This is a genomic window from Wenjunlia vitaminophila DSM 41686, from assembly GCF_000380165.1.
Classification (GTDB): domain Bacteria; phylum Actinomycetota; class Actinomycetes; order Streptomycetales; family Streptomycetaceae; genus Wenjunlia; species Wenjunlia vitaminophila.
The window spans coordinates 36,884-53,778 of sequence record NZ_KB904635.1 but is presented as its reverse complement, the minus strand read 5'-3'; the positions used below and the strand labels follow the sequence as shown (position 1 = coordinate 53,778).

Below are 16,895 nucleotides of genomic sequence, written 5' to 3'. Positions count from 1 at the left end.
CGCCGTGGGGGCGCTGCGGTGCGGGTGACGCGACAGGGGAGCGGACATGTTCGAGAGGAAGGCCTCCCGGGCCAAGTGGTGGAGCCGGCCGGACGGGGCGGGAGCGCCCGGCGCCGGGTCGTCCTGGACGGGCGCGGGAGACGCCCCGCCGGGCAGCCCGGCACCCAACGGCGCCGCTCCGGAGGGTGCGCCCGCCGCCGGGCCGGCGCAGGGCCCCGCGTCCGGAGTCCCCGGTCCGTGCGGACCGCCTGAGCACGCGGACCAGGGCGCGGGCCACGCCGTCGCCGGCACTGCCGACGCCGTCCCCGACGATCGGGGCGCCGCGGGACCGCCGCCCACCGGTGCCACCCTGGTCGCGTCCCCCGCCCCCGAGCAGAACAACCCCTACGCGACGCCGGCCGGTGGCACCCCCGTCCCGGCCTTCCGCCCCGATCCCTACGGCACCCCGCCCTACGGGCGTCCGGGCCCCTACGCGCCGGCCCCGCCGGTGCAGCACCCCAACGCCCAGCACACCCCGCCCCAGATCGTGCTCCCGCCGCAGCGCCCGCTCCCGGCGGGCCCCCCGCCCCAGCCGTACGCGCCGTGGCAGCGTCCCTGGGGGCAGGGGCCGGCCGTGCGGCAGCGTTCCCGTACCGGCCGTCTGGTCCTGGGCGCGGTCGCGCTGGCCCTGACCGCCGGGGTGCTCGGCGGTGGGATCGGGGCGGCGATCCACGAGGACACCGACAACCCGCGGGTGGAGTTCGCCCAGGCACCGCCGGACGAGGGAGCGCGTGCCCCCGGCAGCGTGGCCGGGATCGCGGCGTCCACGTTGCCCGGCGTGGTCTACATCCACGTACGCGGTGACGGCAGCGAGGCCACCGGCACCGGGTTCATCCTGGACGCCAAGGGACACATCCTCACCAACCATCACGTGGTGGAATCGGCGATGGACGGCGGTGACGTCTCGGTCACCTTCAACAACGGCGACGTGCGCTCTGCCGAGATCATCGGTGGGGACTCGGGGTACGACCTCGCGGTGATCAAGGTGACCGGGGCCCGGGACCTGCGTCCCCTGACCCTGGGCGACTCCGACTCGGTGCAGGTCGGCGACCCGGTGGTGGCGATCGGTGCCCCCTACGACCTGGAGGGCACCGTCACCTCCGGCATCATCAGCGCCAAGGACCGCCCGATAGCGGCCGGGGGCGAGGAGGGCAGCGACATCTCCTACGTGAACGCGCTGCAGACCGACGCGCCGATCAACCCGGGGAACTCCGGCGGCCCCCTGGTCAACGCCAGGGGCCAGGTCATAGGGATCAACAGCGCCATCCGCTCAGCGGACAACGGCAGCGACTCCTACGGCGAGCAGAGCCAGGGCGGCAGCATCGGCCTCGGATTCGCCATCCCCATGAACCAGGGCAAGAGGGTCGCCGAGGAGCTGATCAACAGCGGTAGGGCGACCCACCCGGTGATCGGGGTCAACGTCGACCTGCGCTACTTCGGCGACGGAGCCAAGGTCATGGACAGCGCCGACGACCCGCAACCGGTCACCCCGGGCGGCCCCGGCGACCGCGCGGGACTCCGGCCCGGGGACATCATCACCGAGGTGGACGGCAAGGCGATCCACTCCGGCGAGGAGCTGATCGTCAAGATCCGCAGCCGTCGGCCCGGCGACACCATGCGGCTCACGGTGGAGCGGGACGGAGAGCAGCGGCAGGTCGATGTCACGCTCGGCAGTGAGACGGGGGACTGACCTGGCGGGGGTGCGGCGGTTACTGTTTACCCGAAGCAGTGGCGACAACATCGCCGACCTGCCCGACTGCCCGACCCGCCGCCACACGGACGGCGCCCGACCGGCCCACACGCCGTAATCCCGTCGCACGCCCGTCCCGACCCTCCCGTTCCCGTCGCGCACGCCAAGGAGCCGCACGGTGTTCTTCGACATAGGGCCCCTGGAGCTGCTCGCCCTCGTGATCATCGGCGTGCTCGTCTTCGGCCCGGACAAGCTGCCGAAAGTGATCCAGGACGTCTCCCGGTTCATCCGGAAGGTCCGGGCGTTCTCCGACAGTGCCAAGGAAGACATCCGCAAGGAGCTCGGCCCGGAGTTCAAGGACTTCGAGTTCGAGGACCTCAACCCGCGCACGTTCATCCGGAAGAACATCCTGGACAACGACGACCTCGGGCTGAAGGAGATCCGGAACGGCTTCGACTTCCAGGAGCTCACCGACGACCTGACCCTCGCCGACCACGACAGTGGGACCGGCGGCGCGGGTCGGCCCAGCCTGTCCAAGGGGGCCACCGGCACGTCCTCGGGGAGCGGGCCCGACATGCGCAAGGCGGAGCGCCTCGAGCCGGGGGAGCGCCCCCCGTTCGACGCCGACGCGACCTGATCCCCGCGCCACCGGCCCCCGCGCCACCGTTCTCCGCGCCGGGGCGCGCCCCCCTGTCCCGCCCCCACGCCCGGTGCGAACGCGCACCCCGAGGGACGCCGGCGCCTCCCGCCGGCTCAGGGTGACCCGGGTCCCCTGAGTGGCCGCGCCGCCCGCCGGCGCCACCGGGCGGAGCCGTCCCCGGATGGACCTTCCTCCCGCCGAGGGGCATGGCCCCGACCGGACTGCCCTGTGCCGTACGTGGTCGACCACTCACGCTAGCCTCATGGCGGGCGGACCCGAATGTCCAGCGTCGAGGCGGCCGGGCGGTCCAGGATGGGAAGGTCGGCCCGCGGCCGACATGACGGCAGGAACCGAGGAGGCGCCAGTCACATGGAGACCGCGAGCCGTGCCGGGGCGGAGACGACGTCCCTGAAGACAGCGGGACCCCCGGGCGAGCACCGGGTCGACGGGTACCTGATGGCGGGGTTCCCCTGGTACGGGCTGGACGAGACGTATCCGGGGCCCCGGTGGCTGATGCGGGTGGGCGCCACGTCCGACGGCACCGTGGAGCACGGTTCCGTCGGGCACGGCGACAAACCCTCCAAGGACCTCAAGGCGTCGGACTCCAGACGCTTCGTCGTGGTGGTCACCGTCTGCCAGCGCGCCGGCCGGAACGCCGCCGATGGCACCGGGACCCTGGAGGCGACCTCGGTGTCCACGGCTGCCTGGCTGGCCGGCGTCGGGCTGCTGGCCAGCACCTGGCCCATCCGGATGGACCGGTCACTGCGCCAGGCGTGGGTGGACCAGCAGACCGCCGCGGCCTGGGAACTCGCCGACGACCTCGAGGGTCCCGGCTGGAGCCGGTTGACCCTGCCGGTGAACGGCACCCCCACCCCGTTCCACTACCGGGAGTCCGCCTACGGCTGGGTACTCGCCGGGCAGGCCGCCGACGCCCACCTGGGAGCGTACGGCCGGGGCATCAGCGCCTACAGCCTCGGCTTCTCGGTGATCGCCGACATCGCCTCGTACCACCACTGACGGATAGGCCGGGCACCACGGGACCCGGCCCACGCCGCCGGCGTACGCTCAGAACTTGTTGCGCGGGGTGATCCCCAGCGACATGCCGGCGAGCCCACGGGACCGGCCGCCGAGCTTCCCCGCGACGGCCCGCAGCGCGGCCCCCGCCGGTGACTCCGGGTCGCTGAGCACCACGGGCAGGCCGTTGTCGCCGCCCTCACGCAGCCGCACGTCGATCGGGATGGCGCCGAGCACCGGCACGTTCGCCCCGGTCGCCCGGGTCAGCCCCTCGGCGACCTGCTGGCCGCCGCCGCTGCCGAACACGTCCACCATCTCCCCGCAGTGCGGGCAGGGCAGCCCGGACATGTTCTCCAGGACACCGACGATCTTCTGGTGGGTCTGCACCGCGATGCTGCCGGCCCGCTCCGCGACCTCCGCCGCGGCCTGCTGCGGGGTGGTCACCACCAGGATCTCCGCGTTGGGCACGAGCTGCGCCACCGAGATGGCGATGTCACCGGTCCCCGGGGGCAGGTCGAGCAGGAGCACGTCCAGGTCGCCCCAGAACACGTCGGCGAGGAACTGCTGGAGGGCCCGGTGCAGCATCGGGCCGCGCCACACCACCGGCGCGTTGCCCGGGGTGAACATCCCGATGGAGATCACCTTCACGCCGTGCGCCGACGGCGGCATGATCATGTTCTCCACCTGGGTGGGGCGGCCGTCCGCGCCCAGCATCCGGGGAACCGAGTGGCCGTAGATGTCCGCGTCCACCACGCCGACCTTGAGCCCGTCGGCGGCCATCGCCGCCGCCAGGTTGACGGTCACCGAGGACTTGCCGACCCCGCCCTTGCCGGAGGCGACCGCGTAGACCCTGGTCAGCGAACCCGGCCGGGCGAACGGGACCTCGCGCTCCGCCTGTCCACCGCGGAGCCTGGTGGCCAGCTCACGGCGCTGCTCGTCGCTCATCACGTCCAACTCGACCTGGACCGCGGTCACGCCCGGCACTGCGGAGACGGCGTCGGTCACGTCACGGGTGATCGTGTCGCGCAGCGGGCAGCCGGACACGGTGAGGTAGACGACGACCTTGACCGCCCCGCCCGCCGCGATGTCCACCGACTTCACCATGCCGAGGTCCGTGATCGGTCGGTGGATCTCCGGGTCGTTGACCGTCGCGAGTGCCGTGCGCACCGCCTCGGCGGTCGGGGCGGAGTCGTACGTCTGGGTAGCCATGCCCCGATGGTACGACCTACCGGTCGGGCTCAGCCGCGCCCCGCGTCCGGCCGTCCGTGCCGCCCTGTTGCTCCTGTAGCTCCCTGAGCAGGGCCTGGAGTTCCGAGCGCAGGTAGTCCCTGGTGGCCACCTCGCCGAGCCCCATCCGCAGCGCCGCGATCTCCCGGGTCAGGTACTCGGTGTCGGCGATGCTGCGGTTGTTGCGGGCCCGGTCCTGTTCGAGGTTGACCCGGTCCCGGTCGGCCTGCCGGTTCTGGGCGAGCAGGATCAGCGGTGCGGCGTACGACGCCTGGAGGGACAGGACCAGGGTCAGGAAGATGAACGGGTAGCCGTCGAACCGCAGCGACTCCGGGGCGGTGGTGTTCCACACCAGCCAGGCCACGATGACCACGGTCATCCAGGCGATGAACCGCCCGGTGCCCAGGAAACGGGCGATCCGTTCCGACATCCGGCCGAAGACGTCCCGGTCGTAGGTGGGCAGGGCGAACCAGCTCCGCCTGCGGGACATCGGCTGGTCGAGGCGCACCCGCGGGGAGCCGTCGCGCAGGGCGGAGCTGCCGCTGCGGGGCTGGCCACCCGGTGCGGCGGTACCGCTGGTGCGCTCACCCGCCACCGCGAGGTCCTTCCGTCGCGCCGCCGTCCCGGGCCTCCCCGACCCCGGCGCGGCCCGGAGCCCGGCCGGGGTCGGCCGCCTCCTGGGAGGAGCCGTTGAGCAGGGCGGAGCCGTTGCTCGGCGGGGACTCGCGCCAGTCGGCCGGGAGCAGGTGGTCCAGCACGTCATCGACGGTGACCGAGCCCAGGAGGTGACCGTCCTCGTCCACCACGGGCGCGGCCACCATGTTGTACGTGGCCAGGAAGCTGGTGACCAGTGGCAGCGCGGCGTCCGGGGGGAGCGGCTGGAGGTCGGCGTCCACCATGGAGCCCAGCAGGGTGAACGGCGGGTCGCGCAGCAGCCGCTGGAAGTGGACCACGCCGAGGTAGCGGCCGGTCGGCGTCTCCGTGGGCGGACGGCAGACGTACACCTGGGCGGCCAGGGCCGGGGAGAGGTCGGCGTTGCGGACCCGGGCCAGGGCGTCGGCCACCGTCTCGTCGGGCTCCAGCACGATCGGTTCGGTGGTCATCATGCCGCCGGCGGTCCGTTCCGGGTAGGTGAGCAGGCGCCGCACCGGCTCGGCCTCGGCCGGCTCCATCAGTGCCAGCAGCCGTTCGGCGTCGGCGTCGGGCAACTCGGAGAGCAGGTCCGCGGCGTCGTCCGGGTCCATCGCCTCCAGCACGTCGGCGGCCCGCTCGTCCTTGAGCTTCCCCAGGATCTCCACCTGGTCGTCGTCGGGCAGTTCCTCGAGGACGTCGGCGAGCCGGTCGTCGTCGAGCGCCGCGGCGACCTCGGCGCGGCGCTTGGCCGACAGGTGGTGCAGGACGTTGGCGAGGTCGGCGGGGCGCAGTTGCTCGAAGGTGGCCAGCAGGTTGGCCGCGCCCTGCGCCTCCTCGGCCACCGAGAACCCGGTCAGCGTCGACCACTCCACGGTCAGGGTGTCGCCCCGGCGGCGGAGCGCACCCCCCTTGCCCTTGCCCCGCCGGACGAAAACCTTGTCGATGGTCCACTCCCGGCCCTGCCGCACCAGTCCGACGTCCAGGACGGTGGCCTCCTCGCCGGTGTCCCGGAACCGCACCCGGCGGTCGAGGAGCTCGCCCAGGACCAGGGTCTCGGTCGGCCGCTGTTCGAAACGGCGCATGTTCACCACCCCGGTGGTGATCACCTGCCCGGACTCCACCCCGGTGACCCTGGTCATCGGCAGGAAGATCCGGCGGCGACCGACCACCTCCACCACCAGGCCGAGAACCCTCGGCGGCACACCGCTGGTCCGCAGCATCGTCACCACGTCGCGCAGCCGGCCGACCTGGTCGCCGTTGGGGTCGAAGACCTGCACCCCGGACAGGTGGGAGACGAAGACCCGGGAGGCTCCTGTGGCCATGGAACACGTCCTCCTCGGAGCCCTGCCCGCGGCCGCTTCCGCGGCCCGCGCGTTTCCAGGCTAACCGGGGCCGGCTCCGGCGGCGCGGTGGGTGCGCCGATCGGACGGCCGCATCCGGGCTCCGAACGTTGCCCATGACCCGGTACTCTGCGGTAGCTTCTTGGCGGACTTCGCCCTTCCCCGTGTGCTGGAGGCAGAACGACGTGGTCGCGCGTACCCGGTTGGGGCTCGCCCTCGGCACCGGCCTCGTGGTCGTCGGTGCGTTGGCCGGCTGCGGATCGGACGACCCCGACGCGGGCACCAACGGCGTGGGCAAGCTCACCCCCGAGGAAATAGAGTCCAGGACCCGGGCGGCGGCCGAGTCCGCGACCGCGGTGCGGATGACCGGCACCGTGGTGAGCGAGGGGAGCCGTTTCCGGTTGGACATGCGCCTCAACGAGGCGGGTGGGGTCGGCGAGGTCACCAAGGACGGCGCCACCTTCGAACTGCTCCGGGTGGGCGAGGACCTCTACCTCAGGGCCGACGAGGAGTTCTACCGGGACCACGACGAGAACGGCGGGTCATCCCAGGACGCCGGCTCCGACGAGGGGCACGCCGCCGTGGCGGAGGGAGCGGCGGACAAGCTCAAGGACAAGTACCTCAAGGTGCCCAGCGACGACCCCTCGTACCAGCAGCTCAGCGGTTTCACCGACCTCCAGGTGCTCCTCGACGGCTTCCTGGTGCTCCACGGCGAGTTGGAGAAGGGCGAGCGGGGCGAGGTCAACGGCACCCGAACGGTGACCCTCACGGCCGACGACGGCCGGGGCGGATCGGTGCAGGTGTCGTTGGAGGACACCCCCTACCCGCTGCGTTACACCCGGGCCCGGGGCGGGGGGGAGCTGGAGCTGAGCGACTACAACAAGGACTTCACCCTGCGGGCGCCCGACGCCAAGCACATCGTGGACTACGGCGACCAGGTGGTCGACTCCCGGTGACGGCAAAGGACTGGACGCAGTGACGGTCGGACTTGTAGCTTGCGGCGGACCGCGACACCGCCCGAGGAGGTGAGACCCATGAACGCTGTATCGACGTGGGCGCTCCCCCTACCCGTCACGGTCGGGCGATTGACGTAGGTGTCGCCGGGAGCGCCTCTCAACAAGGCACTCCCGAAAGGCAACACCCATGGCCTCTCCGCAGTTCACCGCCGAACCGTCGTCGAGCGACACGGTCGGGCGCGACCTCACCGTGGGCGACGCCCCCGGACTCCGTTCGTCGGCCTCCGGCGCCGATCGCACACCCCCGGGGTTCGACGTGATCATTGCCGGGTGCGGGCCGACCGGCGCGACGCTGGCCGCCGAACTGCGGCTGCACGACGTGCGGGTACTCGTCCTGGAGAAGGACACCGAGCCCGTGTCGTTCGTCCGCATCGTGGGCCTGCACGTTCGCAGCATCGAGTTGATGGCCATGCGCGGACTGCTGGATCGCGTTCTCGAACACGGAAGACAGCGTCCTGCCGGCGGATTCTTCGCCGCCATCCCCAAACCCGCACCCAGGGGGCTGGACTCCGCGCACGCCTATCTGCTGGGCATCCCGCAGCCGGTCATCGTTCACCTGCTCGAAGACCATGCGGTCCACCTGGGTGTGCAGGTCCGGCGCGGGTGCGCGGTGGCCGGTTTCGTTCAGGACGACGAGGGCGTGACCGTCGAGCTGGCCGACGGTGAACAGCTACGTTCGCGCTATCTTGTCGGCTGTGACGGCGGGCGCAGTACGGTGCGCAAGCTGCTCGGCGTCGGCTTCCCCGGCGAGCCCTCGCGGACCGAGACCCTGATGGGCGAGATGGAAGTGGGTGTGCCGCAGGAGGAGATCGCCGCCAGGGTGAGCGAGATCCACGAGACCAACAGGGCTTTCAGTCTCCAACCCTTCGGCGGAGGGGCCTACCGCGTCGTGGTCCCCGGCGCGGGAGTCAGCGACCGCGCGGAACCGCCCACCCTCGAGGACTTCAGACGACAACTGCGCGCCATCGCCGGAACCGATTTCGGCGTGCACTCCCCGCGCTGGTTGTCCCGCTTCGGGGATGCCACCCGGCTGGCCGAACGCTATCGGGTCGGGCGGGTGCTGCTGGCCGGCGACGCGGCACACATCCATCCGCCCACCGGCGGGCAGGGCCTCAACCTGGGCGTCCAGGACGCGTTCAACCTCGGCTGGAAGCTGGCCGCACAGATCCGCGGCTGGGCGCCGGAAACACTGCTCGACACCTACCAGGCAGAGCGCCGTCCGGTCGCCGAGGACGTGCTGGACAACACCCGCGCCCAGATGGAACTGCTGTCCACAGGACCGGGCCCGCGGGCCGTGCGCAGGCTGCTCACCGAACTGATGGACTTCGACGAGGTGAACCGCCACCTGATCGAGAAGATCACCGCGATCGGCATCCGCTACGACTTCGGCGAAGGCCCCGACCTGCTCGGCCGCCGCCTGCGTGACATCGAGGTGGAACAGGGCCACCTCTACGACCTGCTGCACCGCGGCCGCGGCCTGCTGCTCGACCGCACCGAACGCCTGACCGTCGGCGGCTGGTCAGACCGGGTCGATCACCTCGCGGACCCCACTGCGGCACTGGATGTCCCGTGCGTCCTGCTCCGCCCCGACGGCCACGTCGCCTGGATCGGCGACGATCAGCGGGACCTGGACGACCACCTCTCCCGCTGGTTCGGCAGGCCCGCCACCTGATTCCCCGCCCGAGCGGCCGGGAGACCGGCGGGTAGCGCGCCGGGAGGCCGGCGGGCGGTTCCGGACGGGCCGCCCGCCGGTGGTCGCCGTCAGCCCCGCCGCCCGCGGCGGGTCAGCAGCCGGGGGAGCGCGGCGGGGATCGGCCGGCGGGTGACCGCCGGGCTCGGCAGGGGCGCAGCCGCCCCGGAGGTGTCGGGCAACGTTCCCGGCGCCTGGTCCGGGGCTCCGGCCAACTCCAGCCGGAGCACCCGTGCCCCGGTCGCCGCCCAGCGTTCCGGCAGCCCCTCGGCGTCCGGCGCGTTGAGCCGCTTGCCCTTCAGCTCCTCGGCCGCGGCCCGCCAGGGGGCGCTGCCCGCAGCCAGTTCACGCACCCGCGCGGGCCACCGGACCAGCCGACCGCCCTTGTCCTTGCTCCGCGCGGTGACCAGGGCGGTCGCGCCGTCCGCGAGACCGTGCAACGGCTGCTCCGCGCCGTCGCCCACCACGTGCACCGCTCCGTCGTGCCAGACGTGCCACAGCGGACGGGCGGTGCCGTCCGGAACCGTGATCCAGATGAGCGCCGACTTCTTCGCCGACTCCTCCACGAGCGCCTGATCGAGCAGAGTCATGGGGGCAGGCTACCCGCCGGTCGTTCCCGGGTGACCGGCCGGAAGAGGACAGTCAACCGGCATATCGAGCATAGGTGGTACGGCGGTCATGGCGGTCGTTACGCTGGCCATCACACCCACCCGTCGCCTCCCCAGCCGAGGAGCACCGTGCGCGCTGACCCCGCAGGACGGACGCCGGTCGCCACCCCGGGCGCCGGCAGCGTTCCCCCCGTTGACCTGCTGCTGCTCGGCGTCGCCATCGCCGGGGTCTCGCTGTCCGCGCCGCTGATCGCGGCGACGGCGGCGCCCGCCCTGGCCATCGCCTTCTGGCGCAACGCCATGGCGGTCGGGGTGATAGGCCCGGTGGTCCTGCTGCGGCACCGGCGGGAGCTGCTGGCGATCCAGCGGCGGACGTTGCTGCTCGCCGTGGCCGCCGGGGCGCTGCTCGCCCTGCACTTCGGGCTGTGGGTGCCCAGCCTCGGCATGACCTCGGTGGCCTCGTCCACCGCGCTGGTCACCACCACCCCGGTGTGGACCACGGTGCTGCTGTACCTGGGCGGGCACCGCCCACCGACCATGGTCTGGGTGGGCATCGCGGTGGCGTTCCTCGGGGTGCTGGTGCTGACCGGGGTCGACCTCTCGATGTCCACCCGGGCGCTGGCCGGCGACGCCCTGGCACTCGCCGGCGGGATGGCGGTGGCCGGTTACGTGGTGCTCGGCGCCCGGGTGCGACGGACCGTCGGCACCTGGGCCTACACGTTGGTCTGCTACTCCACCACAGCGGTGCTCCTGCTCGCGGTCTGCCTCGGGTACCGACAGGACCTGGCCGGCTACTCCGGAACCACCTGGTTCAAGCTCGTCCTGCTCACCGTCGCGGCCCAGTTGCTCGGCCACTCGCTGCTGAACCGCGTGGTGCGCAGCCTGGGACCGTCGATCACCACCACCGCGATCCTGTTGGAGACGCCGTGCGCCGCGCTGATCGCCGCGGTCTGGCTGGGACAGACGCCCCCGGTGGCGGCCTGTCCCGCGCTGGCGCTGATCCTGGTCGGCCTGGCCCTGGTCATCCGGGCGGACCGGGTCAGAGCCAGCCGTTCCGACGGAACCCGCGGTGGATCGCCAGACAGATCGACGCCGTCACCGCCAGCACCATCGGATAGCCGTAGCGCCACCGCAACTCCGGCATGTGGTCGAAGTTCATCCCGTAGATCCCGCAGACCATGGTCGGCACCGCGATGATCGCCACCCAGGCGCTGATCTTCCGCATGTCGGCGTTCTGGGCCACCGTCACCTGCGCCAGATTGGCCTGGAGGATGGAGTTCAGCAGCTCGTCGAACGCCAGGACGTGCTCGTTCACCCGGGCCAGGTGGTCGGCGACGTCCCGGAAGTACGCCTGGATCTTCGGGTCGACCAGCCGCATCGGCCGCTCCGAGAGCTGCTGCATCGGCCGCAGCAGCGGGGAGACCGCGCGCTTGAACTCCAGGACCTCCCGCTTGAGCTGGTAGATCCGTCCGGCGTCGGTGCCGCGCCGACCACTGGACGAGGACTCGGAGAAGACCTTGATCTCGACGTCGTCGATGTCGTCCTGCACCGCGTCGGTCACCGCCAGGTAGGAGTCCACGACCTGGTCGGCGATGGCGTGCAGCACCGCGGAGGGGCCCTTGACCAGCAGTTCGGGCTGGCTCTCCAGCCGGTGGCGCAGCGAGCGCAGCGAACCCCGGCCGTGCCGCACCGTGATCACGAAGTCGGCTCCGGTGAAGACCATGATCTCGCCGGTGCCCACCACCTCGCTGTTCGAGGCCGGGCCGCCGTGCTCCACGTAGCGGAGGGTCTTGAAGACGGTGAACAGCACGTCGTCGTACCGCTCGAGCTTGGGGCGCTGGTGCGCGTGCACCGCGTCCTCGACGGCCAGCGGGTGCAGGCCGAAGCGTTCGGCCAGGCCGGCGAACTCCGCCTGCGTCGGCTCGTGCAGCCCGATCCAGACGAAGCCCTCACCGCCGTCGCGCACCTTCCGCAGTGCCTCGAACGGGGTGCGGTGCTCGCTGAGTCGGCGACCGTCGCGGTAGACCGCGCAGTCCACCACCGCGCTGGATGGGGTGTGCTTGACCGGAGAGGGGTGGTTGCGCCGCCGGGCGGGGCGGACCACGGCTCGCAGATCGCGGATCATCGACATCGCAAGCTCCTTCGCGGGCAGGCCGCCGTTCCCGGCCGGGCCATGCCACCGGGCGGCGACTCATCACCATCGAACGTCTGGTGTGAGGCGGAGGTGCTCTTCCGTTGGGAACGCCCTGGTGCGGGCCGGGCCACGGTCACGGCGCCGGCACACCGGCACGGCGTTCGGGATCGACCGGATGCGAACCATGCCCTGCGGATACCGCTTGCGGTCAGCGGCGGCGCGAATGAGAGAGCGTCAGCGGGCGGGGTCGTGGACCTGGGACCGGACGGGAGAGCCGCTGGTACTGCACGGTCGGCTTGGATCCATGCGCAGCCCCACCTCCCTCGGTCGTTCCCCGCTGGGGGAGTCCAACGTGCTCGGGACCGGCGATCCCGGCTGCGCCAGGTCGCCCGGATCGAATCACTGTCGGAGCGTCAGCGATCCGCTGTCACTCCGACCGACGCTCTACAATAGCAGCACGGGGTTTCAATGCCCTGTTCAACGGGAATGCTGGCTCGCCCAGTCGGCTGTTGCCCACCGCCGTCGCCCCGTGCGGACGGCCCGACGATTGCCCACGGTGTGAACGCCAGACCCATGGACGCCGCTCGCTTCGAGGACGAGGTCCTCGCCCTGGTGGAGACCCACCTGGTGGCCGCCCTCGGGGAACCCCGGGGCCGGGCCGCCGTCACCTTCCTCGGTGCCGACAGGATCGAGGTGCTGCGCTTCGTCACCGACGACCCCTCGGTGGTGCGGTACGTCACCCTCGGCATGTCCCGCCGCCCGATGCACGACCCGCTCGCGGCCGTGGCCGACCCGCTGCGCGGCCCGCGCGCCGAACTGGTCCTCTCGCTGCACGACGTCGAGGACGAGGTGCTCCGCCCGCTCGCGGTGTTCGCCGCCTCGCCCCAGGTCGAGGGCGTGGTGGTGGCGCCGGGCGGCGCACTGGAACTGGGCGGGCCGCCGCTGTGGCCCGGCGCGCCGTTCGGCTCCGTGCTGGTGGGGGAGCCCGGCGGAGTGGTGCCGGACCTCGAGCTGCCGGCGCCCGCGGAGCCGGTGCGCTGGCACCCGCTGCTGCCCATGACGCCGAACGAGGCCGCCTACAAGCGGGTCCACGGCGCCGCCGCCCTGGAGGAGCTCTGGCTGCGCCACCGCACGGACCTCCGGGACCCGGCCCGGGGCACCGTGCCGCTCGCCGACTGACCCGAGCCGTCACGTCCACCGGGCTCCGGTTCCCGGCGCGGGGCCCGGTCGCGGGCCGAAGCCCGTCCGGGTGATCGTCCTTGACGCACAGGACCGTTCGGGGGGACCGTGGGGCGTTATGAGGGGCGAACCCAGTTGCCCGAAGTGCGGTGGCCGGGTCAGGGCGCCCGGTCTCTTCTCCGACTCGTGGCAGTGCGGCGTGCACGGGACGGTTCATCCGCTGCAACCCGTGGTCCCGCCCAGTGTCGAGGCGCTGGGTGCCATGGTGCACCGGTCCCGGGTACCGGTGTGGATGCCGTGGCCGCTCCCGGTGGGGTGGTTGTTCACCGGTGTGGCCTACGCGGGCGATGACGTGGCCGGCGGCCGGGCGAGCGCGGTGGTCTGCTCCGGCCCCGGCCCGCTGGGTGGCACGGCCGAGTTGCTGCTGGTCGCCGAGGAGTTGGGGATCGGTCTCGGTGCCCGTTACGCCGGAATCGACGGCCCCGACCCCGGCCCGGGGATGTGCGTGGACCAGCCCCCGCAGGCCAAGGTGCTCGCCGCCGGACGGCTCACCCCGCTGTGGTACGTCAAGGACTGCCCGCCCGACCGCGTGGTCTTCGCCGGCGAGGCCCGCGGTCTGTGGCTGTGGGCGGTGGTCTGGCCGGAGCGGTCGGGCCTGATGATGTACGACGAGCTGGTGCTCACCGATCTGCGGGAGGCCGGGGCCGAGGTGGACCTGCTGCCCTGCGGGACGCTCTCCGCCCGCCTGCTGTCCTGAGCGGTGGCCGGGCCCGCCGGTCCGCGGCGGCGCTATCCTGTGGCCCCGTTGGGCTTCCTGGCCCGACGGTCCCCGCCTCCCGAGCTCTGGAGTCCGTGCCGTGCGCATCGACCTGCACACCCACTCCACCGCCTCGGACGGCACCGACGCCCCCGCGGAGCTGGTCCACAACGCCGCGCGGGCCGGCCTCGACGTCGTCGCGCTCACCGACCACGACACCGTGGCCGGGCACGCCGCGGCGATCACCGCCCTGCGCGCGGTGGCCCCCGAGCTGACCCTCGTTCCGGGAGCCGAACTCTCCTGCCGGCTCGGTGCGGTGAGCCTGCACATGCTCGCCTACCTGTTCGACCCCACCGATGCCGCGCTGGCCCGTGAGATGGAACTGGTCCGCACCGACCGGTTCCGGCGGGCCCGTGCCATGGTGGAGCGCTGCCGGGAGCTCGGCGCCCCGATCACCTGGGACCAGGTGATGCGCGTGGCCGGCGACGGGGCGGTGGGCCGCCCGCACGTGGCCACCGCCCTGGTGGACGTCGGTGTGGTCGCCTCGATCGACGAGGCGTTCACCGCGGACTGGATCGGTTCTGAGGGGCGCGCCTACGTGGAGAAGCGCGAGCTCGACCCGTTCCGGGCAGTGGAGCTGGTCCGGGAGGCGGGCGGGGTCACCGTCTTCGCGCACCCCGCCGCCGTCAAGCGCGGCCGGGTGGTCCCGGAGGGCGTCCTGGGCGCCCTCGCCGACGCGGGGCTCGACGGCATCGAGGTGGACCACGAGGACCACGACGCCCCGACCCGGGCCCGGCTGCGTGCGCTGGCCGCCGAGTGCGGGCTGCTCACCACCGGGTCGAGCGACTACCACGGAAGCCGCAAGGCGGTTCCGCTCGGTGCCCACACCACCGCGCCCGAGGTGCTCGAGGAGCTGCTGGACAGGGCGACCGGGGCCCGTCCTGTCACCGGCCGCTGACGACCGTGCCACACGTGCGCGAACGCCCCGCGGGTGAGCGCGGGGCGTTGCTGACGGCACTCCCACCGGACATCGCCGGGCCCGACCGGCACCCGTGTCCGTCTCCGCCGGTTCGGCGGCAGGGACGAGCAGCGGTGCCGGGTGTGCGGCTCGCTGGCGGACAGCACCGCCGAGTGCGGCGGCGGAGTCGTCCGCCGGGCTGCCGAGGAGCCCAGCGACGGGCTGGGGGGCGGGTCACGCGGAGCCTCACCGGAGGTCGCGTCCGTCGGGTGGACGGGGTCGTGTCGAGCCGTTCGTCGTGGCCGCGTCCGAGAGGACGGTCACGCCGGAACGGCGCGGTGGTGACCGTACTCGTGTGCGATCGGTAGCGGTCCGAGGCTTACGCGGACGGGGCAGGTATGGGTCGGATGTAGAGGCGTTCGCCGGCGGCTGCGGCCTGCTGGACGAGCTGGTCCACGGTTGCGGCGTCCGCAACCGTGCGGTCGGTTTCGATTCCCTCGGTCTCGTTGAGACGTCTGATCTCGAAGTGCATCTTCAGCTCCCTTCGTCGGCCTGCACGGTCTCCACGGTGCGAGATCGTTGCTTCCATCGAGTTGCTTACCCGTTAAGAGTAGATTGCCGGTTTTTCCGGCAGTGTCCTGCTGGGTGACGCCATTCGGGTTACCTGGATCGTGCTCGTCCAGTCCGGTGATCGGCCATCGGGTGTGGTCCCGACCGATCCTGCCGCTGGGTAACCCCCTCGGGGTGACCGATGGGTGACCTCGACGGCACCAGGCGTCACAGTGGCAACTCTGTTAGTCCTAACCTCTATAGCGATGCAAACATTCCCTGTCCTAACGAAATTTCTTGATGACTGAAGAGCGCCGTCACCCGGTGCGCCCCGGGCGAACGCCGCCGCCGCGGGTTGTGACCTGTCGAGCACGCGCCGAGAATGGCCGAACATGAACGACGCACCTCGCGATGACGCCGCGCCCGTCGCCGCCCCCGACCCCCTGGAGGCCATCCGCGCAGAGCTGGTCGAGACCAACGACCTGCTGCGACGCGTGCTCGCCGAGGTGGCCACGACGCCGTCCACCCACGCCGTGTTCGTGGACGCGGGGTACGTGTACGCCGCCGCGGGGCGCCTGGTCGTGGGGACGGAGGACCGCAAGGCGTTCGACCTCGACGCGGAACTGCTGATCGAGGCCCTGATCGACAAGGCGCGGTCGATCTTCCCGGACAGCCGGCTGCTGCGGGTGTACTGGTACGACGGCGCCCGGCAGCGGGTGCCGACGGTGGAACAGCGACAGATCGCCGAGCTGCCCGACGTCAAGGTGAGACTGGGCAACCTCAACGCCCACAACCAGCAGAAGGGCGTGGACTCGCTGATCCGCGGCGACCTGGAGTCGCTCGCCAGGCACCGGGCGATCAGCGACGCGGTGCTGATCAGCGGCGACGAGGACCTGGTGTCGGTGGTGGAGGCGGCACAGGCGTACGGGGCCCGGGTCCACCTCTGGGGGATCGAAGCGGTGTTCGGCAAGAACCAGGCCGATCCGCTGCTGTGGGAGGTGGACAGCCAACGGACCTTCGACCTCGAGTTCTGCCGGCCCTACCTGGCCCCCCGTCCCCAGAGGGGCCCGGGGCCCGGCAACGGGGCGGCCCATCCGGGGGGCTGGCCGTCCGTGGGAGCAGGGCCCGGCCCAGGACCGGTGCCGACCAGGGATGATGTGCGGTTCGTCGGGGCGCGGGTGGCGGCGCAGTGGCTGGCCTCCAGGGGGCGGGACAACCTCGCCGACCTGCTGCCCAACCACCCGTACCTCCCCGGCACCATCGACCAGGAACTGCTGGTCGAGGCCGAGGGCATCCTGGAGTACTCACTGCGCGGGCACGGCGACCTGCGCCGCGCCCTGCGCGACGGCTTCTGGGACCACCTCCAGCAGCAGTTCTGAGCCGACGCCGGCGCGCACCCCGGCCCGCTCCTGCCACCGGGG

The 16,895-nt window shown here is 72.3% G+C and carries 15 protein-coding genes and 1 pseudogene; 10 read left to right on the top strand and 6 right to left on the bottom strand.

The genetic code is table 11. The features are described from left to right. Positions 1-46: 46 nt before the first annotated feature. The 3 genes from A3IG_RS28190 to A3IG_RS0101555 all read left to right on the top strand — a co-directional run bounded on the left by A3IG_RS28190 (position 47) and on the right by A3IG_RS0101555 (position 3,386). Positions 47-1,729, top strand: a complete 1,683-nt coding sequence (locus tag A3IG_RS28190) for a S1C family serine protease (protein ID WP_018381784.1) — start codon at positions 47-49, stop codon at positions 1,727-1,729. Positions 1,730-1,907: 178 nt separating this feature from the next. Next, positions 1,908-2,366 (top strand): sec-independent translocase, encoded by a 459-nt coding sequence (locus tag A3IG_RS0101560; RefSeq protein ID WP_018381783.1) that lies wholly within the window; start codon positions 1,908-1,910, stop codon positions 2,364-2,366. A 372-nt stretch (positions 2,367-2,738) separates the two neighbouring features. After that, positions 2,739-3,386: a hypothetical protein gene (locus A3IG_RS0101555; RefSeq protein WP_018381782.1), complete on the top strand. Its 648-nt coding sequence runs from the start codon at positions 2,739-2,741 to the stop codon at positions 3,384-3,386. A 48-nt stretch (positions 3,387-3,434) separates the two neighbouring features. Here the strand turns inward: A3IG_RS0101555 and A3IG_RS0101550 are convergent, their stop codons facing one another. From A3IG_RS0101550 to A3IG_RS0101540, 3 genes are read right to left on the bottom strand one after another with little or no spacing between them, the layout of a single operon-like run. Then, the gene (locus A3IG_RS0101550; protein ID WP_018381781.1) at positions 3,435-4,592 is read right to left on the bottom strand and encodes an Mrp/NBP35 family ATP-binding protein; all 1,158 of its coding nucleotides are present in this window, start codon (positions 4,590-4,592) and stop codon (positions 3,435-3,437) included. 16 nt (positions 4,593-4,608) lie between these two features. Then, positions 4,609-5,205: a DUF1003 domain-containing protein gene (locus A3IG_RS33490; protein WP_018381780.1), complete on the bottom strand. Its 597-nt coding sequence runs from the start codon at positions 5,203-5,205 to the stop codon at positions 4,609-4,611. Continuing rightward, the gene (locus A3IG_RS0101540; RefSeq protein ID WP_018381779.1) at positions 5,195-6,565 is read right to left on the bottom strand and encodes a magnesium transporter MgtE N-terminal domain-containing protein; all 1,371 of its coding nucleotides are present in this window, start codon (positions 6,563-6,565) and stop codon (positions 5,195-5,197) included. The genes A3IG_RS33490 and A3IG_RS0101540 overlap by 11 nt, the downstream gene beginning before the upstream one ends. A gap of 203 nt (positions 6,566-6,768) precedes the next feature. Between A3IG_RS0101540 and A3IG_RS0101535 the strand changes: the two genes are divergently transcribed. Both A3IG_RS0101535 and rox read left to right on the top strand, forming a co-directional pair. Further along, entirely contained in the window at positions 6,769-7,539 is a 771-nt protein-coding gene (locus A3IG_RS0101535; RefSeq protein ID WP_018381778.1) for a hypothetical protein, read from the top strand. 187 nt (positions 7,540-7,726) lie between these two features. After that, on the top strand, positions 7,727-9,271 hold the full coding sequence (gene rox, locus A3IG_RS0101530) for a rifampin monooxygenase (protein WP_018381777.1): 1,545 nt from the start codon (positions 7,727-7,729) through the stop codon (positions 9,269-9,271). 89 nt (positions 9,272-9,360) lie between these two features. Here the strand turns inward: rox and A3IG_RS0101525 are convergent, their stop codons facing one another. Further along, positions 9,361-9,879 (bottom strand): hypothetical protein, encoded by a 519-nt coding sequence (locus tag A3IG_RS0101525; protein ID WP_018381776.1) that lies wholly within the window; start codon positions 9,877-9,879, stop codon positions 9,361-9,363. Between A3IG_RS0101525 and A3IG_RS32215 the strand changes: the two are divergent. Then, positions 9,772-10,911 (top strand): annotated as a pseudogene (locus tag A3IG_RS32215) (DMT family transporter); the annotation flags it as partial. The gene A3IG_RS0101525 and the pseudogene A3IG_RS32215 overlap by 108 nt on opposite strands. Before the next feature lie 25 nt (positions 10,912-10,936). Here A3IG_RS32215 and A3IG_RS0101510 read toward each other — a convergent pair. After that, a complete protein-coding gene (locus A3IG_RS0101510; protein ID WP_018381773.1) occupies positions 10,937-12,028 on the bottom strand; it encodes a magnesium and cobalt transport protein CorA in 1,092 nt (363 codons plus the stop codon). Between the two features lie 576 nt (positions 12,029-12,604). Here A3IG_RS0101510 and A3IG_RS0101505 point away from each other — a divergent pair. The 3 genes from A3IG_RS0101505 (at position 12,605) to A3IG_RS0101495 (ending at position 14,925) form a co-directional block, all read left to right on the top strand. Continuing rightward, positions 12,605-13,210, top strand: a complete 606-nt coding sequence (locus A3IG_RS0101505; protein WP_018381772.1) for a suppressor of fused domain protein — start codon at positions 12,605-12,607, stop codon at positions 13,208-13,210. A 118-nt stretch (positions 13,211-13,328) separates the two neighbouring features. Then, the gene (locus A3IG_RS0101500; RefSeq protein WP_026219786.1) at positions 13,329-13,967 is read left to right on the top strand and encodes a DUF6758 family protein; all 639 of its coding nucleotides are present in this window, start codon (positions 13,329-13,331) and stop codon (positions 13,965-13,967) included. A 100-nt stretch (positions 13,968-14,067) separates the two neighbouring features. Further along, positions 14,068-14,925 carry a PHP domain-containing protein gene (locus A3IG_RS0101495; RefSeq protein WP_018381770.1) on the top strand — a complete coding sequence of 286 codons (858 nt, stop codon included), beginning with the start codon at positions 14,068-14,070 and terminating at the stop codon, positions 14,923-14,925. 379 nt (positions 14,926-15,304) lie between these two features. Here the strand turns inward: A3IG_RS0101495 and A3IG_RS34490 are convergent, their stop codons facing one another. Next, positions 15,305-15,457, bottom strand: a complete 153-nt coding sequence (locus A3IG_RS34490; protein WP_018381769.1) for a hypothetical protein — start codon at positions 15,455-15,457, stop codon at positions 15,305-15,307. Positions 15,458-15,866: 409 nt separating this feature from the next. Between A3IG_RS34490 and A3IG_RS0101485 the strand changes: the two genes are divergently transcribed. Beyond that, positions 15,867-16,853: an NYN domain-containing protein gene (locus A3IG_RS0101485; RefSeq protein WP_018381768.1), complete on the top strand. Its 987-nt coding sequence runs from the start codon at positions 15,867-15,869 to the stop codon at positions 16,851-16,853. The last annotated feature ends 42 nt before the right edge of the window (positions 16,854-16,895 follow it).

What these genes read in the sequence shown, in the direction of transcription:
- A3IG_RS0101525 (WP_018381776.1), bottom strand. Translation starts at nt 9,879, where the DNA reads ATGACTCTGCTCGATCAGGCGCTCGTGGAGGAGTCGGCGAAGAAGTCG.
- A3IG_RS0101555 (WP_018381782.1), top strand. Translation starts at nt 2,739, where the DNA reads ATGGAGACCGCGAGCCGTGCCGGGGCGGAGACGACGTCCCTGAAGACA.
- A3IG_RS0101540 (WP_018381779.1), bottom strand. Translation starts at nt 6,565, where the DNA reads ATGGCCACAGGAGCCTCCCGGGTCTTCGTCTCCCACCTGTCCGGGGTG.
- A3IG_RS0101510 (WP_018381773.1), bottom strand. Translation starts at nt 12,028, where the DNA reads ATGTCGATGATCCGCGATCTGCGAGCCGTGGTCCGCCCCGCCCGGCGG.
- A3IG_RS0101500 (WP_026219786.1), top strand. Translation starts at nt 13,329, where the DNA reads ATGAGGGGCGAACCCAGTTGCCCGAAGTGCGGTGGCCGGGTCAGGGCG.
- A3IG_RS0101485 (WP_018381768.1), top strand. Translation starts at nt 15,867, where the DNA reads ATGAACGACGCACCTCGCGATGACGCCGCGCCCGTCGCCGCCCCCGAC.
- A3IG_RS0101505 (WP_018381772.1), top strand. Translation starts at nt 12,605, where the DNA reads ATGGACGCCGCTCGCTTCGAGGACGAGGTCCTCGCCCTGGTGGAGACC.
- A3IG_RS0101550 (WP_018381781.1), bottom strand. Translation starts at nt 4,592, where the DNA reads ATGGCTACCCAGACGTACGACTCCGCCCCGACCGCCGAGGCGGTGCGC.
- A3IG_RS34490 (WP_018381769.1), bottom strand. Translation starts at nt 15,457, where the DNA reads ATGCACTTCGAGATCAGACGTCTCAACGAGACCGAGGGAATCGAAACC.
- rox (WP_018381777.1), top strand. Translation starts at nt 7,727, where the DNA reads ATGGCCTCTCCGCAGTTCACCGCCGAACCGTCGTCGAGCGACACGGTC.
- A3IG_RS28190 (WP_018381784.1), top strand. Translation starts at nt 47, where the DNA reads ATGTTCGAGAGGAAGGCCTCCCGGGCCAAGTGGTGGAGCCGGCCGGAC.